At 64.2% G+C, this 17,117-nt stretch carries 14 protein-coding genes; 10 read left to right on the top strand and 4 right to left on the bottom strand.

What is annotated here, in order from left to right:
• Positions 1-156 precede the first annotated feature (156 nt).
• From AC3CD9_RS17750 to AC3CD9_RS17740, 3 genes are all read right to left on the bottom strand, one after another.
• On the bottom strand, positions 157-1,713 hold the full coding sequence (locus AC3CD9_RS17750; protein WP_488365314.1) for an aspartate ammonia-lyase: 1,557 nt from the start codon (positions 1,711-1,713) through the stop codon (positions 157-159).
• A gap of 88 nt (positions 1,714-1,801) precedes the next feature.
• Positions 1,802-3,094: a flavin-containing monooxygenase gene (locus AC3CD9_RS17745; RefSeq protein WP_488365313.1), complete on the bottom strand. Its 1,293-nt coding sequence runs from the start codon at positions 3,092-3,094 to the stop codon at positions 1,802-1,804.
• A gap of 199 nt (positions 3,095-3,293) precedes the next feature.
• Entirely contained in the window at positions 3,294-4,220 is a 927-nt protein-coding gene (locus AC3CD9_RS17740; protein ID WP_488365312.1) for a LysR substrate-binding domain-containing protein, read from the bottom strand.
• Between the two features lie 130 nt (positions 4,221-4,350).
• Between AC3CD9_RS17740 and AC3CD9_RS17735 the strand changes: the two genes are divergently transcribed.
• The 7 genes from AC3CD9_RS17735 to AC3CD9_RS17705 all read left to right on the top strand — a co-directional run bounded on the left by AC3CD9_RS17735 (position 4,351) and on the right by AC3CD9_RS17705 (position 12,058).
• The gene (locus AC3CD9_RS17735; RefSeq protein WP_488365311.1) at positions 4,351-4,821 is read left to right on the top strand and encodes a RidA family protein; all 471 of its coding nucleotides are present in this window, start codon (positions 4,351-4,353) and stop codon (positions 4,819-4,821) included.
• Entirely contained in the window at positions 4,818-5,501 is a 684-nt protein-coding gene (locus AC3CD9_RS17730) for a DUF1028 domain-containing protein (protein WP_488365310.1), read from the top strand. Before AC3CD9_RS17735 ends, AC3CD9_RS17730 begins: the two co-directional genes overlap by 4 nt.
• Positions 5,498-6,631 carry a M20 family metallopeptidase gene (locus AC3CD9_RS17725; RefSeq protein ID WP_488365309.1) on the top strand — a complete coding sequence of 378 codons (1,134 nt, stop codon included), beginning with the start codon at positions 5,498-5,500 and terminating at the stop codon, positions 6,629-6,631. The genes AC3CD9_RS17730 and AC3CD9_RS17725 overlap by 4 nt, the downstream gene beginning before the upstream one ends.
• 59 nt (positions 6,632-6,690) lie before the next feature.
• Positions 6,691-8,094: an MFS transporter gene (locus AC3CD9_RS17720; protein ID WP_488365308.1), complete on the top strand. Its 1,404-nt coding sequence runs from the start codon at positions 6,691-6,693 to the stop codon at positions 8,092-8,094.
• A gap of 51 nt (positions 8,095-8,145) precedes the next feature.
• Complete coding sequence (locus AC3CD9_RS17715) at positions 8,146-9,666, top strand: aldehyde dehydrogenase family protein (RefSeq protein WP_488365307.1); 1,521 nt, start codon at positions 8,146-8,148, stop codon at positions 9,664-9,666.
• A 111-nt stretch (positions 9,667-9,777) separates the two neighbouring features.
• Positions 9,778-11,256: a purine-cytosine permease family protein gene (locus tag AC3CD9_RS17710; protein ID WP_488365306.1), complete on the top strand. Its 1,479-nt coding sequence runs from the start codon at positions 9,778-9,780 to the stop codon at positions 11,254-11,256.
• Positions 11,257-11,284: 28 nt separating this feature from the next.
• The gene (locus AC3CD9_RS17705) at positions 11,285-12,058 is read left to right on the top strand and encodes an SDR family NAD(P)-dependent oxidoreductase (protein ID WP_488365305.1); all 774 of its coding nucleotides are present in this window, start codon (positions 11,285-11,287) and stop codon (positions 12,056-12,058) included.
• A 120-nt stretch (positions 12,059-12,178) separates the two neighbouring features.
• Here the strand turns inward: AC3CD9_RS17705 and AC3CD9_RS17700 are convergent, their stop codons facing one another.
• Complete coding sequence (locus tag AC3CD9_RS17700; RefSeq protein ID WP_488365304.1) at positions 12,179-12,793, bottom strand: TetR/AcrR family transcriptional regulator; 615 nt, start codon at positions 12,791-12,793, stop codon at positions 12,179-12,181.
• A gap of 137 nt (positions 12,794-12,930) precedes the next feature.
• Between AC3CD9_RS17700 and AC3CD9_RS17695 the strand changes: the two genes are divergently transcribed.
• From AC3CD9_RS17695 to AC3CD9_RS17685, 3 genes are read left to right on the top strand one after another with little or no spacing between them, the layout of a single operon-like run.
• Positions 12,931-14,487, top strand: a complete 1,557-nt coding sequence (locus AC3CD9_RS17695; protein ID WP_488365303.1) for an APC family permease — start codon at positions 12,931-12,933, stop codon at positions 14,485-14,487.
• Positions 14,488-14,492: 5 nt separating this feature from the next.
• Positions 14,493-16,454, top strand: coding sequence for a primary-amine oxidase (locus AC3CD9_RS17690; RefSeq protein ID WP_488365301.1), 1,962 nt, complete (start codon positions 14,493-14,495; stop codon positions 16,452-16,454).
• A gap of 12 nt (positions 16,455-16,466) precedes the next feature.
• A complete protein-coding gene (locus AC3CD9_RS17685) occupies positions 16,467-17,114 on the top strand; it encodes a hypothetical protein (RefSeq protein WP_488365299.1) in 648 nt (215 codons plus the stop codon).
• Positions 17,115-17,117: the final 3 nt, after the last annotated feature.

Here is a 17,117-nt window from a genome sequence, read left to right as displayed (position 1 = left end):
TCGGTCGGAGAATCAGTGGTTCCACATGCACAGTGCTCCTGCAAGGTTACGCGCGCGGGCACACGACATGTGCAGTCCGGCGATGCCTTGGGCGGACTGCGACCATCGAGCGACGAAGCAGCAGCCCGCGCGCTTGGTGGCGGACAACCGAGCCGCTCAGCCCTCCGTATCAGGGATGACAGGAAGCTCCCCCGTCATCTCGTCCCGAGGAACCGCCTCGGCGCTGTCGGCCGAATTGTCCACGCTGTCGTCGGCCGGCATTCCGGTCAGCCGTTCGGGGCTGAGGATCTCACCGAGCTGATCTCGCTCGAGCAGACCGTGTTCGACGACGAGGTCCGAGATCGATTCGTTCCTCGCCAGTGCCTCCTTGGCCAACTTCGCCGCCGAGGCATAGCCGATGACCGGGGCGAGCGCGGTGATGACGGTGACGGAGCGGTCGACGATATCGTTCAGCCGGTCTTCGTTGGCAGTGATTCCGGTGACGCAGTTGACCCGGAATGTCTGGCAGGCCCGTTCGAGCCATGTGATCGACTGGAACAGCGAGTGGGCGACGATCGGTTCGAAGGCGTTGAGCTGCAGCTGTCCAGCTTCGACGGCCATGGACACGGTGACGTCGGCCCCGGCCACGGAGTACGCGACCTGAGAGACCGCCTCGGGGATGACCGGATTGACCTTGCCGGGCATGATCGACGACCCCGCCTGACGGGCGGGCAGGTTGATCTCGCCGAGGCCGGCCTGGGGTCCCGAGGACAGCAGGCGCAGGTCGTTGGCGATCTTCGACAACTTCAGAGCACTGCGCTTGAGCGCACCGGAGAAGGTGATGAAGACTCCGGTGTCGGAGGTGGATTCGACCAGGTCGCCGGCCGTGACGAGGTCGAGACCGGTGATCTTCCGCAGGTGTTCGATGACCGCTTCCTTGTAGCCGACCGGCGCGTTGATCGAGGTTCCGATCGCCGTGGCTCCCATGTTCACCTCGCCGAGGAGGGCGACTGCCTCTTCGAGCCGCTGAACGTCCTCACGCAGAGTCACCGCGAACGCGGTGAACTCCTGGCCGAGCGTCATCGGCACCGCATCCTGCAGCTGAGTGCGCCCGACCTTGACGATGTGAGCGAATTCCCGCCCCTTGGCCGCGAAGGCGTCGGCGAGCAGGGTGAGCTCGCCGAGGAGGTTCTGCAGTGAGAACGCCAGTGCGATCTTGATGGCGGTCGGGTAGGTGTCGTTCGTCGACTGACTGTGGTTCGTGTGGTCGTTCGGGTTGAGGAAGGCGTAGTCGCCCTTGGGCCGGCCGGCGATCTCGAGGGCGCGGTTGGTGATGACCTCGTTGGCGTTCATATTCGTCGACGTGCCGGCTCCGCCCTGGACGACGCCGACGGTGAACTGATCGTGGAGCTTACCGGCCTTGATCTCTTCACAGGCGGAGTCGATGAGGTTCGCCCGCTGCTCGTCGAGCGCCCCGATCTCCGCATTCGCCCGGGCCGCGGCCTGCTTGACGCAGGCGAAAGCGCGGATGAAATCGGGGTAGACGTTGATCGGGCGTCGGGTGATCGGGAAGTTCTCGTTCGCCCGGGCAGTGTGCACGCCCCAATAGGCGGTGTCGGGGATCTCCATGCTGCCGATCGAGTCGGTCTCGGTGCGGGTCGGCACGGTCTGCGGGTTCTGCGAGGTCAGGGGAATCGAAGCGGTCTGCGGTGAGGATGAAGTCGACTCAGTCATAGTGTCTTCAGACTCTCACATTTCGCCTGTCGGCCGAAGAGCCGAGAGAACGAGGGCGGAACGAAGTGGTGCCTCGCGATCAGGGCCGTCACGACGCAGCCTCTGCGAAAGCATCGGTGGTCGATGGCGCATAGTCACGGTACATCCGCTGGATGCCGATCTGGTCGGCGAGGTACTTCGCGTCGTGCCACACTCCCCAGATGAAGCTCGACCCGCGTCGGGACAGCCAAGGCAGCCCGAGGAAGTACATGCCGGGGACAGGGCTGACACCGCGCTTCTGCACTGGGTATCCGCTTTCGTCGAGGACGCCGTCGACGCTCAGCCAGGAGTAGTCGACTCCGAAGCCGGTCGCCCAGATTACGGTGCGGATCCCCGCTGCGGCAAGGTCGAGTTCGCGGATCGGGTCGCTGACGCTGTCCGGGTCCGGTCCGAGGATGTGCGCCTCGGGCTCGGGCGGCAGGTCGAGGCCGTAGCGTTCGATGTACTCATCGGCCTCGCGCAGCAGCGACAGGTAGTTCTCGTCGCCGCGGGCGATATTGCGCTGCAGGTCGTCACCGATGTGCAGGATGCCGTCGGCATAGGAGTTCGCTCGGCCGAGCAGGGTGATGCCCGAATTCGCGAGATCACGGAAGTCGACGGTGTGCCCGCCCTGGGCTCCGCTGACGGCGATCGTGACATGTTCGGCTCCGGCCGGCGGTGTGGCCATGTCCCATTTGCCCAGCACGCCGAGCCACCAGCAGAAATCGCGGCTGCGGTAGGCGCGCGGCGGACGGTCGTGGGGACCGACGGCGAGGTGGACCGGTCGCCCCGAGCGCTGGATCTCGGCGGCGATCTGCACACCGGACGACCCGGCGCCGACGACGAGGACTCCCCCGTCGTCGAGCTGTTCGGGGTTCTTGTAGTCGTTCGAGTGGATCTGTGTCAGTCCTGCCTCGGCGGGGATGATCTCGGGGATCCGCGGGGTCTGGAACGGACCTGTGGCGGCGACGATGTAGTCGGCGTCGATGACTCCGGCGTCGGTGGTCACACGGAATCCGCGGGATCCCGCGTTCTCCGTCACCGAGGTGGCGCTGACCCCGGTGCGCACCGGCAGGTCCTTGGCCTCGACGAGGGTCTGGAAGTATTCGGCGACCTGCCCCTTCGTGGCGAAACCGTCGGGATCGGTGTCCGCGAACTCCCGTGTGGGGAAGCGATCGTGCCAGGCGGGCCCGTTGGCGACGAGGGAGTCCCAGCGGCGTGAGCGCCAGGCTTCGGCGACCCGGTCGCGCTCGAGGACGACATGGGCCACTCCCCGCTCGCTGAGATGCTCGCTCATCGCGATCCCGGCCTGGCCGCCGCCGATGACGACGACCTCGGTGGTTTCTGCGGCTGTGTTCGACATGGACACCCTTCCGTCGGTGCCGCGCTGCGGCGGCATCTGCTTCGTTGCTGGCGGGCACAACTTCGATGTTGCCCTGACGCCTTCCAGCAAACCGCAGGTGGAAGCGGCAATGCCAATAGTTCTTCACGGTCCACTGCATCTTATGAATAGATGCACTGACCATTCGTCGATCACTTAGGGGTATCTAACGGAAACGCCCTCAGCCTGACTCGGGGGCCACCTCGGCGAGGATCTCGCGGACGACGTCGGACACGGCAGCGGCCTTCGCCGTCTGCCCGGATCGAGCCAGGGTGGACACGGCCACGTGCAGGGTGGGGACGGGATCGGAGATCTCGAGGATCGTCGTCCGCTCTCCCGTGTAGGTCTGCCGGATGCGCGGTCGCTGGTTGAGGATGGAGAATCCGAGGCCCATGGCGACCATCGAGCGCACGGTCTCGTAGCTCGAGCTCCGGTAGCGCACATGCGGGGTGATGCCGGCCAGGCGCAGCATGTTGAGGAAGTACTCGCGGCTGTCGGGCAAGTCGAGGACGACGAAGTCATCCTCGGCGAGCTCGCTCAGAGAGACCTTCTTCCGACGGGCGAGACGATGGTCGGTGCCGACGATGACGTGCGGCCTAGCCTCACCGACGATCTCGGCGCGGATGCCGTCGGATTCGGTGAGGTCGTAGTTGAGCGCGAGTTCGACCCGACCGCTGCGCAGGGCATCCATGCTCTCCTCGTGGTCTCCCTCGACGACTTCGACGGTCAGGTCGGGGTGACGCTCGCCCAATCGCTGGAGCAGCTGCGGAAGCAGGAACGGTGCGATCGTTTGGAAGCAGGCGATGACGATGGTTCCGCGTACCTCACGCTGACCGGCCTGGATCGAGTCGACGGCGTCGGTGATCCGCCCGAAAATTTCCCGGGTCTCGTGGAGCAGGCTCTCACCGGCCGAGGTGAGGACGAGGCCCTTCGAGTGCTGACGGACGAACAGCGGAGCACCGAGGGCCTTCTCCAGCTGGTTGATCGCCGTCGACACAGCCGACTGGGCGATGTGCAGCTCCTGGCTGGCCTCGGTCATATTGAGCGTCTTCGCGCATTCAGCGAAGTAGGACAGCTGGGTGAGCGTGATCGCGAATCTCTGCACCATTGCGGCTCCCTGCGATGAAGAATCTGTTTTGTAGATGCTCTGACTAAATTATAACTATTTCACAGATAAATGGAATGAATCGAGAATAGGGGCAGATACCCAACCGCTTCACTCGACGAGGAGACGCATCATGGCCCAGCCGACGCACACACGACTGAGAATGTTCAACACCAAGGACACCTATCCGGAGCAGAATCTCGACAACGATCTCTGCCAGGCCGTGGTCGCCGGCGGCGTCGTCTACCTCCGCGGGCAGATCGGCCAGGACCTCGAGACCCGCGAGTCGGTGGGCATCGGCGACGTCACGGCGCAGGCCGAGAAGGCGATGTCGAACATCGCAATGCTCCTCGAGGAGGCCGGCAGCAGCCTCGCCGACATCGTCAAGGTCACCATCTACATCATCGACCCCCGCTACCGCGAGGACGTCTACCGCACGGTGGGCAAGTGGCTCAAGGGCGTCTACCCCGTCTCGACCGGCATCGTCGTCCAGGCCCTGGCGCGCCCCGAATGGCTCGTCGAGATCGACGCCACCGCCGTCATCAGCGAGAACTCCGCTGCGAACACCGGCACCGAGGCGGGACGGACCGAGGTGGCCCAGTGACCTTCTCGCTCCTCCTCCACGATCCCGAGACCGGGGAGTTCGGCTCCGCGATCTCCTCATCCTCACCGGCCGTCGCCGCACGCTGCATCAGTCTGACCGACGGGATCGGCGGGGTGAACTCCCAGAACATCACCGACCCACGGCTCGGCCCGGCCGTCATCGACGAGATGAGCTCCGGCAAGGACGCGCAGTCGGCACTCGATGCGGTCGTCGCCGCTGCCGATCCCACCGCTATCGACTTTCGGCAGCTGCTCGTCATCGACGCGGCCGGGAACACCGCCGCGCACTCGGGCGCACAGGCACTCGGCATCTTCGGTGCCCGCACCGAGACCAACGCGGTCGCCGGCGGCAATATGCTCGCGGACCTGACAGTCCTCGACGCCTTCGTCGAAACCGCACTGTCGGCCGCCGGACGTCTCGAGGAGCGCCTCTTCGCAGCCTTCGAAGCAGCGATGGCCGCCGGCGGCGAAGCCGGTCCCGTCCATTCGGCCGGCCTGTCCGTGGTCAACGGCTCCGGCTGGCGGGTCACTGACCTGCGCGTCGATTGGGCCGATGAGGATCCGATCGGGCAGCTCGGCCGCCTCCTCGAGATCTGGATGCCCCAGCGGGACGACTACATCACGCGCGGTCTCGATCCGGCCGCCTCTCCGTCCTACGGCGTGCCCGGTGACGATCGATGACCAGCGCACTCAAGGACCGCATCGCCGCCCGGGTCGCCGAGGTGCGCGACCGCCTCGTCGACCTGTCGAATGCCCTCCATGACGACCCCGAACTCGGCTGGCAAGAGTTCCGCTCCTCGGCCGCAGTCGCCGCAGTCCTCGCCGACCACGGCTTCACCGTCGAGCAGCCCTATCTCGAACTCGAGACCGCCTTCCGAGCCACGTTCGGAACCGGTGACTTCACCGTCGGCTTCCTCGCCGAGTACGACGCCCTGCCGGGCCTCGGGCATGCCTGCGGCCACAACCTCATCGCCGCGATGAGCGTCGGTGGGGCGATCGGCCTCGCCGAGGCGGCCGGGGAGCTCGGCATCACCGTCGAGGTCATCGGCACACCGGCCGAAGAGGGCGGAGGCGGCAAGATCGAACTGCTCGACCGCGGTGCGTTCACCGAACTCGACTTCGCGCTCATGGCCCATCCCGCACCGGTCGACGTCGCCGAGGCCGAACCATTCGCCGTCACCCACTGGCACGTCGAATACACCGGTCGCGCCGCCCATGCCGCCGCATACCCGGAACGCGGAATCAATGCCAACGACGCGTTCCTCATCGCCCAGGTGGCCCTCGGTCTGCTGCGCCAGCAGCTGCCGAAGACCGTACGAGTCCACGGGGTGACGACGAACGGCGGCGAGGCTCCCAACGCGATTCCCGAGAAGACTGAGGGCCGCTGGTACGTACGTGCCGAGACGACGGAGGAGCTGCTCGCCCTCGAGCAGAAGGTCATCAACTGCTTCGAGGCCGGAGCCCTGGCCACCGGTGCGCAGCTGTCGCTCACACCGGAGAGCCGCCGCTACTCGGAGATGCGCACCGATGAGGCCGCGCTCGAAGCCTACCGGGCCAATGCTCTCGCACTCGGCCGAGACTTCGACGTCGACCCCGTCGCAGCGACGATGAACCGCGCGTCGACGGACATGGGCAACGTCTCCCAGATCGTCGACGCCATCCACCCCTATATCGGGGTCGGCGGCGAGGCGAGCAATCATCAGGCCGCCTTCGCCGAGTCCTGCGTCGGAGAGAGGGCCGAGAGCACGCTCATCGACGGCGCCACCGCGCTGGCCTGGACGGCCGCCGACGTGAGCGTTCAGCGCGGCTGACCGACGGCCGCACCGCCAGCACAGCGCTGGCGACCACGATTCCAAAGGAGGATTCGGACATGTCAGGTGACACCCAGGCTGCCGAGGGGCTGGCCTATCAGAAAGGTCTGCGCAAGAGCGTGGTCGCCGGCTCCATCGGCGTCCTCGTCCACTGGTTCGACTGGGCCGTCTATGCCTATATGGCCACGACGATCGCAGCGATCTTCTTCCCCGAGGAGGACAGCACCGCAGGTTTGCTCGCCACCTTCGCGGTCTTCGCCGTCTCCTTCCTCGTCCGGCCGATCGGCGCGATCCTCTTCGGCCGCCTCGGCGACAAGCTCGGACGCAAGCACACCCTGTCGCTGGTCATCCTCGCCATGGCCCTGTCGACGCTCGCGCTCGGAGTGCTGCCGACCTACGGGGCCATCGGTGTGCTCGCTCCGATCCTCCTCATCGTCACCCGCATCGTGCAGGGGCTGGCCGCCGGTGGCGAATTCGGCAGCGCGGCGGCCTTCCTCGGCGAATTCTCACCGCCGAAGCGCCGAGGCTTCGGCTGCAGCTGGCTGGAGGTGGGCTCCCTGGCCGGATTCCTCTTGGCCTCCTTCGTCGTCTTCCTCCTCAACCAGGCGCTGACGCCCGACCAGGTGAGCGCCTGGGGCTGGAGGATCCCGTTCCTCATCACCGTGCCCCTGGGCTTCATCGGCCTCTACATCCGTCGGAAGATCGAGGACACCCCGGAGTTCTCTGCCCTGCAGAAGATGGAGACCGTCGCCGAGGCACCCCTGCGTGAGGTGTTCAAACGCAATCCCAAGCAGTTCCTCCAGACCTGCGGGATGGAGACGTTCATGAACGTCACCTTCTACGTCGTCCTCGTCTACCTGCTCACCTATCAGGAGACCGCTGTCGGCATCGAACCCGGACGGTCGGCGCTGCTGTCGACCCTGGCCTCGGCACTCGGCCTCGTCATCGTCCCGCTGGCGGGCCTCGCCTCGGACAGGTTCGGACGCAAGCCTGTGCTCATGACCGCGGCGATCGCACTCACGGTGCTCTCGGTTCCGCTGTTCCTCCTCATGGGCGCCGACTACCCATGGGCGTCGTTCGTCTCGACCTTCGGCCTGGCTTTCATCCTCGCGATCATCCTCGGCACCCACGCCGCCACCGTCGTCGAGCTCTTCCCGACCCGAACGAGGCAGACGGGACTGTCCATCGCCTATGCGCTGACCGCCGCACTCTTCGCCGGCACTGCGCCGTACATCCTCACCTGGCTCATCGACACCACCGGCAGCACGCTCAGCCCCGGCTGGTTCCTCGCCGTGGTCGGCGTCATCGGCATCGTCACCGTCGCCTCGCTGCCCGAGACCCGCGGCATCGACCTGCTGCGCTCCGACGACCTCGAGGAGTCATCGACAACCCCGGTCGCCGAGGCGGCCGCCCAGGCCGAAGGCCCCAGCCCCTCACCCGTCGAACCCTCCGGCGACCGCTGACCGCTGTCACTGCCCACTCGCTTTCCGCACCACATTCGAAGGAGACCTTCCATGACCGCGACTCTGACCGACACCACGACCCGACCGGCGACCCTGGCCGAGTGGCGGGCCGCAGCAGCGGCTCTGAGCATCGACGGACGCCCAGTCATCAACGGGCAACGGGTCGATGCACGCTCGGGGCAGACTCATCCGAAGACGAACCCCGCCACCGGTGAGGTGATCTCGCAGCTCCACCTCGGTGACGGATCCGATGTCGATGCGGCGGTGGCGAGCGCCCGCGCCGCGTTCGATGGCGGCGAGTGGTCGCGCGCCTCGGCGACGCATCGGCGCGAGGTGCTGCTGCGCCTGGCCGAGCTCATCGAAGCGCGGTCGGACGAATTCGCCCTCCTCGACACGCTCGACATGGGCAAGCCGATCGGTGAGTCCTCGACGATCGACGCCCCGGGGGCCGCAGCCCTGTTCCGCTTCTACGGTGAGGCTATCGAGAAACTCAGTGACGAGATCCCGGTGACCCCGGCCGGGTCGACGGCGCTCGTCACCCGCGAACCGCTGGGAGTCATCGGGGTCATCGTGCCGTGGAACTATCCGCTGGAGATCGCGACGTGGAAGATCGCTCCCGCGCTGGCGGCCGGCAATGCCCTCGTCGTCAAACCGCCGGTCGAGGCCTCGCATTCGGTCCTGCTGCTGGCCGAGATCGCCGCCGAGGCGGGGCTGCCCGCGGGCATCCTCAATGTCGTGCCCGGTCGCGGCTCGGTCGTCGGTACGGCACTGGGCCGGCACATGGATGTGGACATGCTCGGCTTCACCGGGTCCACCGAGGTCGCCAAGCAGCTCCAGGTCTACGCCGGGGAGTCGAATATGAAGCGTTTGGCACTCGAGGCCGGGGGCAAGAGCGCAAACGTCATCTTCGCCGACACCGATGACCTCGCTGCCGCGGCCCAGAAGGCTGCGTTCGGCATCTTCTACAACCAGGGCGAGGTCTGCTCGGCCACCTCGCGGATCTTCGTCGAACGCCCCGTCTACGAGGAGTTCGTCCATCTGCTCGAGGACGCCGCAGAGGACTTCCAGCCCGGAGACCCACTCGATCCCGAGAGCGCGATCGGCTGCGTCGTGTCCGAGAAGCACGCGGATGAGGTGTGGGAATGCATCGAGCAGGCCCGCGCGGACGGCACCATCGTCCAGGGCGGCAACCGTCCGCCGATCAACGGCCGCCGCACCTTCGTCGAGCCCACGATCGTGACCGACCTGCCGGCCGATCACCGACTGCACAGCCATGAGATCTTCGGCCCCGTCGCGCTCGTCACTCCCTTCGACACCGAGGAAGAGGCGATCGCGAAGGCGAATGAGACCCCGTACGGACTGGCCGCGGCCTTGTGGACGGGAAGCATGGCCCGGGCACATCGCGTGTCCGCGCGCCTGGTGGCCGGCACTGTCTCGGTCAACACCGTCGACGCACTGGGCTTCACCACGCCCTTCGGCGGGTTCAAGCAGTCCGGCTTCGGCCGCGACCTGTCCGTCCACGCCCTGGAGAACTACTCGGACTTCAAGACGACCTGGCTGCAGTGGGGGTGATGCCCCACTTGGCCCTCCGCGTCTCATCTTTCCCGTATACGCGAAAGGTGAAACGCGGACAGACAGCTCCATAAGCATTCTCAACAGAGACCACAAAGAAGTGAGCAGAGCATGAGTGCAAAAGTCCCGGAACTCCGATCAGTCGAATTTGTTCCACACAACGAGCGGCATGGACATCCCGCCAGCCAGTTTCCCCTCTGGTTCAGCGTCAACATGATGGTGTTGACCACCCTGACTGGAGGTATTGGGGTTCTCTCTGGACTCAACATGTTCTGGAGCATCGTCGCAATCATTTGCGGCAATTTCCTTGGTGCCTTCTTTGTCGCCGGTCACTCTGTACAGGGCCCGGTTCTCGGAATCCCCCAGATGATTCAGAGCCGCGCGCAGTTCGGAGTCTTCGGCGCAGCCATTCCTTTGTTCGCAGTACTCATCATGTACATCGGCTATTTCGCAAGCAATTCAGTTATTGCTGGAGACGCCATCGACGCGGGAACACCAATAGGAACGAATTGGGGCATCGTCATCTCAGGCCTGGTGATTCTCGTAATCACCTTCTACGGTCACGACCTCATTCACAAGATCGAACGCTGGTTCGCCATCATTCTCGGAGCAGGGTTCCTGGCTGTGACGGTAGTGGTGATACAGCACGGTCTTCCGTCAGGCTCTTGGAATGCCGGCAATTTCAACGGCACCGCGTTCCTCCTGCTCATTGCTGCCACAGCAACCTGGCAATTGACGTTTGCCCCGTACGTTGCGGACTATTCGCGATACCTGCCAAGCAGCACCAGCGGAAAGCAGACATTCATTTTCACTTATCTGGGCCTTGTGGTCAGCACCACATGGCTGATGACGCTCGGCGCCATGCTGACGACGATTTTCCCCGAGTACGGCTCCCAGCCCAGTCAGACTATTGCAGGGCTCTTCCCAAGCGCGCTAGCTCCCGCGGTTTATATATTCATCGTGATAGGCGTCATTGCTACAAACGTATTCAATCTGTATGGCGCATTCATGTCGCTGACCACAATCGTTGATACCTTCAGACGAGTCAAGACAACCTTGTCTGCTCGAGCGGTTCTGTTCCTCATCGTCTTTGCCGTCGCCACTTTGGTGGCCATATTGGCGAGCAGCGACTTCATGGCCTTCTTCGAGAACCTACTGCTTGTTCTCGGCTACATGTTGTTCCCGTGGACCACCATCAACCTCGTCGATTTCTTCTTCGTCCGAAAGGGTCGATACGTCGTCGGCGACATCTTCGATCCCAATGGGCGATACGGTCGATTCAATTCGCGGGCACTGATCGCCTACGGCGCGACAATCCTGGTTGAGATCCCGTTCATGAGCACTGCGTTCTTCACCGGATTCCTCTTCGAAGCAGTCGGCGGAATCGATTACGCCTGGATCATCGCCCTGACCTTGCCGGGAATCATCTATTTCGTGCTCATGCGCCGAACGCGACGCATAGCTGATCGCCTGGAATCGGACACCACCGTCGACGAGATGAGCTCACCGCTCGAATCCCTCACCGACATAGACGAGAACTCACCAAGCATCCCTTCCGTCAATCGTCCAGAAAACAATGAGCCGGTCTGAACTGGCTGCAATCAAAAGGAGAGAATCAATGGCACGTTTTGAAAACTCGATCTTCATCGTCACTGGCGGTGGATCCGGTTTGGGCAGAGCAACCAGCCTGCGCTTGGCCTCTGAAGGAGCTCGCATCGGCGTATTGGACCTGCAGCTCAAATCGGCAGAGACGGTGGCGGAAGAAATCAATGCCGTCGCTGAAGGTCATGCCATAGCGTTGGAAGCCGACGTCACCGAGGCCGACGCGGTCGAATCTGCAGTCGCCCAGACCACTACTGAGCTCGGTGGGCTCCACGGCGTCGTCAACTGTGCAGGGATTGCTCTCGGGGAGGGAGGAGTGGTGGACTGCACTGAGAAAGCGTGGGACACGATGATGAATGTCAACGTCAAGAGCATCTTCCTCACCGGCAAATACGCGATTCCAGAGATCGTCAAGTCTGGGGGCGGCTCGATCGTCAACATCGCTTCGGTTTTCGGCTTCGTTGTCAACAAGGACGAGTGCGCCTACGCTGCGTCAAAGGGCGCAGTCGTCAACCTCACTCGTCAGATGGCATTACAGCACGCTTCAGACAAGATTCGCGTCAATGCCGTCTGCCCTGCAGATGCAGACACTCCGCTCATTGATGGACTCATCGGTAAGACCGGTGCTGAACTAGAAGCTGAAAAGGCTGAGCTCGCCGCCCCGATCCCCATGGGACACCTGACGAAACCAGATGACGTGGCCGCCGCAATCAGCTTCCTCCTGTCTTCTGACTCAGAGTTCATCACAGGTGTTTCACTCCCAGTCGATGGCGGATTCCTCGTTCAGTAGCCCCCGCTATTAAGCGCAACTGCCAACCGCAATGCAGTTCTCGGCGCCAGCTCCGTCACGAGCTGGCGTCGAACTGCATTCACAGGAGGTCAGAATGCGCAGAAATGAGGTGCAGTCTAGTCACCCTAATGTTGTCTCGATCAGCCTGCACCCGGTCAGCACCTCGGCGTTGGCCGCGATGAGCCGGAAGATGTCATCGGCGTCGAGCGGTGTTCCGCCCATGAAGTGCAGTCCGTAGGCGTCTTCGAGAGCCACGAGGTTACTCGCGGCCGTCTCCACGGTCAGCGTCATCGTGAAGGCTCCGGCGTCGACGCCTTCGCTGAGGACCGCGGCATAGAGCGAGACTTCGAGTCGATACATCTCCGCCATGAGCCCTGCGTGGAACGCGTCCCTGTACGCGTGGGTGTGCAGCTCATTGAGCACTTGGAAGTCGACGTCGTCACGAGAGCGCGGGATGCCGCTGCGGATGATCCGGGCCAGCTTAATTGCCGGCTGCTCATCTGCGGCCCCCTGCTCGCGACGGTTCCAGTAGAACCGTGACACCGCGTCCTCATGCACCTCGCGCACCAGATCGCCGAGATCGGGGTAGTAGTACGCCACCGATCCGGCGCCCAGCTCCGAGTGTGCGGCCACGTCGATGGTGCGCAGACCGTTGAGTCCGCGCTCTGAAATCGCCTGCTTCGCCGCCTGCACCAGCTGTGCACGGCGTCCCGCCTGATTCTTCGGTCGTGCCATGGCCCCATTATCTCCTGAAGTGATGCAGGCAAACGCGGATCGGTATGGCCGTACCTCTGTCAATCGGCGACCGCCCATGCAATTCTTTACGGTGTAACTCAAAGAACTCTATCGGACGCCCACTCACAAGGAGGTGGATGGTGTCTTCCCTTGAACGCACGACCGCATACGCGGACGAACAGAAGCAGCATCTGAAGAAGACGCTCGGCCGATTCGACATCGTGCTCATCGTCATGTCGGCAGTATTGAGCATTGAAGTCCTCGCCGAGACCGCAGGTTTCGGTGCAGAGACCTTCACATGGACTCTTGTTCTCGCGATCTTCTTCCTCGTGCCCTACGCGCTCGTCTTCGCCGAGACCGGCAGCACCTTCGTCGGTGAGGGCGGAGCCTATATCTGGGTCCGCCAGGCCTTCGGCCGGCCGTTCGGCGCGATCGCCTCGATCCTCAGCTGGGTCACCCAGCCGGTATGGGTCGGCGGTTCGATGGCGTTCCTCGCCACCGGCACATGGAACCAGTTCATCAGCCCCCTCGAGGCCGGGTCGATCGGCGACTGGATCTTCAAGATCGTCTTCATCTGGATCACGGTGATCGCGGCGATTCTGTCGCTGGCGAAGGCGAAGTGGCTGCCCACGCTCGGCGGCGTGCTCAAGGTCATCTTCATCGCGTTCTTCCTCTTCACCACGATCATCTACGCCGCCCAACACGGCGTTCAACCGCTCCACCTCTCGGACTTCAGCCCCAGCCTCAGCGGTTTCCTCGGGCTTGTGCCGCTCCTGCTGTTCTCCTACCTCGGGTTCGAGGCATCGAACAGCGCCTCGGACGAGATGAAGAACCCGAAGAAGGACATCCCCGTCGCGATCGCACGTTCCGGTTTCATCTCCGCGCTCTGCTATCTCCTACCGGTCCTCGCCATGCTCCTCGTATTGCCGACCGAGACGATCACCGGCATCGGCGGACTCCTCGACGCCGTGCAGACGGTGTTCACCGTCTACGGCCCCGCTGCCGAGGTTATGGTCGTGCTCGCAGCGCTGATGTTCGTCATCATCCTCGCCTCTCAAGGCGCGGCGTGGATGATCATGAGCGATCGGATGCAGGCACTGACCGCGGCCGACGGCGCGTTCTTCGGAGGCTTCTTCGGCAAGATCTCGCGCACACTGGGCACCCCGGTCAACGTCAATCTGCTCTCGGGCACCGTCGCCACGGTGTTCCTCATCGCGGCCATGCAGCTCAGCGGTGACGCCGGTGCACTGTTCGGGGTCGTCCTCTCGATCTCCATCTCGACGTTCCTGCTCAGCTATTTGCTCATCATCCCCGCGGCCATCAAGTTGCGCTGGAAGCATCCCGGCATCGAACGCCCCTTCCGGGTGCCCGTCGGCAATGTCGGGTTCACCATCCTCGGCGGCATCGCCTTCCTCTGGATCCTGCTCGGATCCTGGGTCGCGATCTTCCCCGGCACGCTCGATCGGCTCTTCGGGCAGGAGTACAACTTCCTCGACGAATGGGGCGTCGATCAGGGACCGTTCACGGCCCTCACTCTCGGCACCCTCGGCGCCCTCGCCGCGCTGGCCCTGATCGGATACGTCCGCGGGCACCGGGTCCGCGTCTTCCGTCCCACACCGACCGATCCTCAGGATCTGCTCGACGATCTCGATCCCGCTCTCGACAGCACACTCGATACACAGAAAGGCATGTGAAGACCATGACTGCACCGACAACGACTGCCACCGGCAGTGCGACCACCCACCCACTCGATCGCCTCACCTCCGAGGAGATCGAACTCAATCGAGCGATCATCGTCGATGCCGGCCACGTGAGCGAGCAGACGCTGTTCGCTCTCGTCAGCCTCGTCGAACCGGATAAGCGCGAGGTCATCGCAGGTGCCACCGACCTCGACCGCCGCGTGCGCTCGCTCATCATCGATCGCGACACCGGGGAGCAGACGGAGCTCCTCGTCTCGCTGACCGAGCGCAAGGTCCTCTTCGCCCGTGTGCTCGATGTCGCGGCCGAGGGCCAAGCCCCGATCACGATGACCGAATACGAAGAAGCCGAGCAGATGATCCGCAACGACGCGACGTGGCGGGCGGCCGTCGCAGCTCGCGGCATCACCGATGTCGAGACCGTGCGCATCTGCGCGCTCTCCGCCGGATGCTTTGACATTCCCGGAGAGGCCGGCCGTCGCCTCGTACGCGGTTCGTCCTTCAACCAGTCGGACCCGCAGGACAATGCGTGGGCGCATCCGCTCGAGGGGCTGGTCGCATACCTCGACCTCAACACAGGTGAGGTGGTGGAGGTCGTCGATACCGACATCGTGCCCGTGCCCCAGGAGCGCTTCGACTATCATCTCGATTCTTGGCTGCCCGAGCCGCGGACGACGCAGAAGCCGATCGAGATCACCCAGCCCGAGGGCGCGAGCTTCACCCTGAACGGGGATGTCCTCGACTGGGAGAAGTGGCAGGTCCGACTCGGCTTCGACCCGGTCGAAGGACTGGTCCTCCACCAGATCAGCTTCGACGACGAGGGCGAGCGCCGCCCCATCGTCTACCGCGCCTCGGTGGCGGAGATGGTCGTGCCCTACGGCGACCCCAGCCCGGTGCGCTTCTGGCAGAACTACTTCGACGCCGGCGAGTACTCGATGGGCAAGAACACGAACTCACTCGAGCTCGGGTGCGACTGCCTCGGCGAGATCCACTACTCCGATGCGGTGCTCGCCGATGATCAAGGGCATGCGCACACGATCACGAACGCCATCTGCATCCACGAGGAGGATGCAGGGATCCTGTTCAAGCACACCGATGAGTTCACCGGCGCCGTCGATGTGCGCCGCAATCGCCGCCTCGTCATCTCCTTCTTCATCACCGTCGGCAACTACGACTATGGCTTCTACTGGTACCTCTACCTCGACGGCACGATCGAGCTCGAGTGCAAGGCCACCGGCATCGTCTACACGGCCGCATACGGTGACGAGGCTCAGCGGCAGCGCTGGTCGTCTCCCCTCGGCGACGAGGGTCTGGGCATGCCCTTCCATCAGCACATGTTCTGTGCTCGGCTCGACATGCAGGTCGACGGCATCGCCAACGCCGTCGACGAGCAGGAAGCTGTCCGCGTGCCCTTCGGCGACGACAACCCCTACGGCAACGCCTTCACCCGCAAGCTCACCAGGCTCACCGCCGAGGGCGGACGGACAGCCGATGGTGGGGCCGGGCGGGTCTGGCACATCGTCAATCCGGACAAGACCAATCGGCACGGCTTCCCCGTCGGCTATGAGCTGCGCGTGCCCGATGAGCCGACGATGATGGCGGCCGAAGGTTCGTCGATCTCGAAGCGGGCAGGCTTCGGGTCGAAGCACATGTGGCTGACGCACTTCGACGCGGACGAACGGTTCCCCTCAGGTACGTATCCGAATCAGAACCCGGGCAACGGCACGATCACGCAGTGGGTCGAACAGCAGCGCCAGGTCGACGGCGACGACATCGTCGTGTGGGCGTCGTTCGCGATGACGCACTTCCCCCGTCCCGAGGACTGGCCGATCATGCCCGTCGACAAGCTCGGGTTCACAATGAAGCCCTATGGCTTCTTCGACCGGAATCCCGCGCTCGACGTGCCGCGCCCGAAGTCGAGTCACTGTGGCACCGAGACCGGTCACTCCTGCGAGTGCGACTGACAGGCCCGAACGATGAGCAGCCTCGCCTCTTTCCTCATGGTCGCCTCGGGGGTCCTGTGCCTGACCGGAGCCGTCGCTGCGAAGGGGCGTCCGGCCATCGTCGCCGCGACGGTGATGGTCCTCGCCATGGTCGACCTCGCCTATACCTCCGTGGTTCCGCCGGTGATCTGGTCGGGCGCGCTGCTCATCGTCGGGCTCTGCCTGGCCGTCTTCCTGCGATCGTCGACCCGGATCCCCTCGCTGAGGCGGTCCCCCGCTCTCGTCGCAAGTGGCGCGGACGGCGGGCCCCGGTCCGAGGTCGACCATGGTGGTCGGTCATCGATCGTCCCTGACCGCTACGCGTCACGGGCGGATTCTCATTCGGGGCCGACGACTGCGGTCCTCTCCGCCATCACCTATCCGGTCATGGCGTGGCAGGTCCTCAACCATGGGGGGCACATGAGCGGTTCGACGCATGCCGGCGGTCATGGAGCTGGCGGCCATGGGCATCATGCCGGTGACATGTCGCTCATCAGCACGTTCCTCACAGTGGGCGTCGTCGTCCTAGCTGTGTTCTTGGTGATCTGTGCCGTCCACGACATCGCCCGCAGGCGCCCTCTGGTTTCGCTCGACTGCTGGGGAATGGCTGCGATGATCGTGGTGATGCAGTTCCTTCACTGAGCG

The organism is Brevibacterium sp. MGP-B1 (assembly GCF_057766545.1).
This window is presented reverse-complemented; position numbering and strand designations above follow the sequence as displayed.

What these genes read in the sequence shown, in the direction of transcription:
- AC3CD9_RS17690 (WP_488365301.1), top strand. Translation starts at nt 14,493, where the DNA reads ATGACTGCACCGACAACGACTGCCACCGGCAGTGCGACCACCCACCCA.
- AC3CD9_RS17705 (WP_488365305.1), top strand. Translation starts at nt 11,285, where the DNA reads ATGGCACGTTTTGAAAACTCGATCTTCATCGTCACTGGCGGTGGATCC.
- AC3CD9_RS17685 (WP_488365299.1), top strand. Translation starts at nt 16,467, where the DNA reads ATGAGCAGCCTCGCCTCTTTCCTCATGGTCGCCTCGGGGGTCCTGTGC.
- AC3CD9_RS17720 (WP_488365308.1), top strand. Translation starts at nt 6,691, where the DNA reads ATGTCAGGTGACACCCAGGCTGCCGAGGGGCTGGCCTATCAGAAAGGT.
- AC3CD9_RS17695 (WP_488365303.1), top strand. Translation starts at nt 12,931, where the DNA reads ATGGTGTCTTCCCTTGAACGCACGACCGCATACGCGGACGAACAGAAG.
- AC3CD9_RS17750 (WP_488365314.1), bottom strand. Translation starts at nt 1,713, where the DNA reads ATGACTGAGTCGACTTCATCCTCACCGCAGACCGCTTCGATTCCCCTG.
- AC3CD9_RS17700 (WP_488365304.1), bottom strand. Translation starts at nt 12,793, where the DNA reads ATGGCACGACCGAAGAATCAGGCGGGACGCCGTGCACAGCTGGTGCAG.
- AC3CD9_RS17745 (WP_488365313.1), bottom strand. Translation starts at nt 3,094, where the DNA reads ATGTCGAACACAGCCGCAGAAACCACCGAGGTCGTCGTCATCGGCGGC.
- AC3CD9_RS17710 (WP_488365306.1), top strand. Translation starts at nt 9,778, where the DNA reads ATGAGTGCAAAAGTCCCGGAACTCCGATCAGTCGAATTTGTTCCACAC.
- AC3CD9_RS17715 (WP_488365307.1), top strand. Translation starts at nt 8,146, where the DNA reads ATGACCGCGACTCTGACCGACACCACGACCCGACCGGCGACCCTGGCC.
- AC3CD9_RS17740 (WP_488365312.1), bottom strand. Translation starts at nt 4,220, where the DNA reads ATGGTGCAGAGATTCGCGATCACGCTCACCCAGCTGTCCTACTTCGCT.
- AC3CD9_RS17735 (WP_488365311.1), top strand. Translation starts at nt 4,351, where the DNA reads ATGGCCCAGCCGACGCACACACGACTGAGAATGTTCAACACCAAGGAC.
- AC3CD9_RS17725 (WP_488365309.1), top strand. Translation starts at nt 5,498, where the DNA reads ATGACCAGCGCACTCAAGGACCGCATCGCCGCCCGGGTCGCCGAGGTG.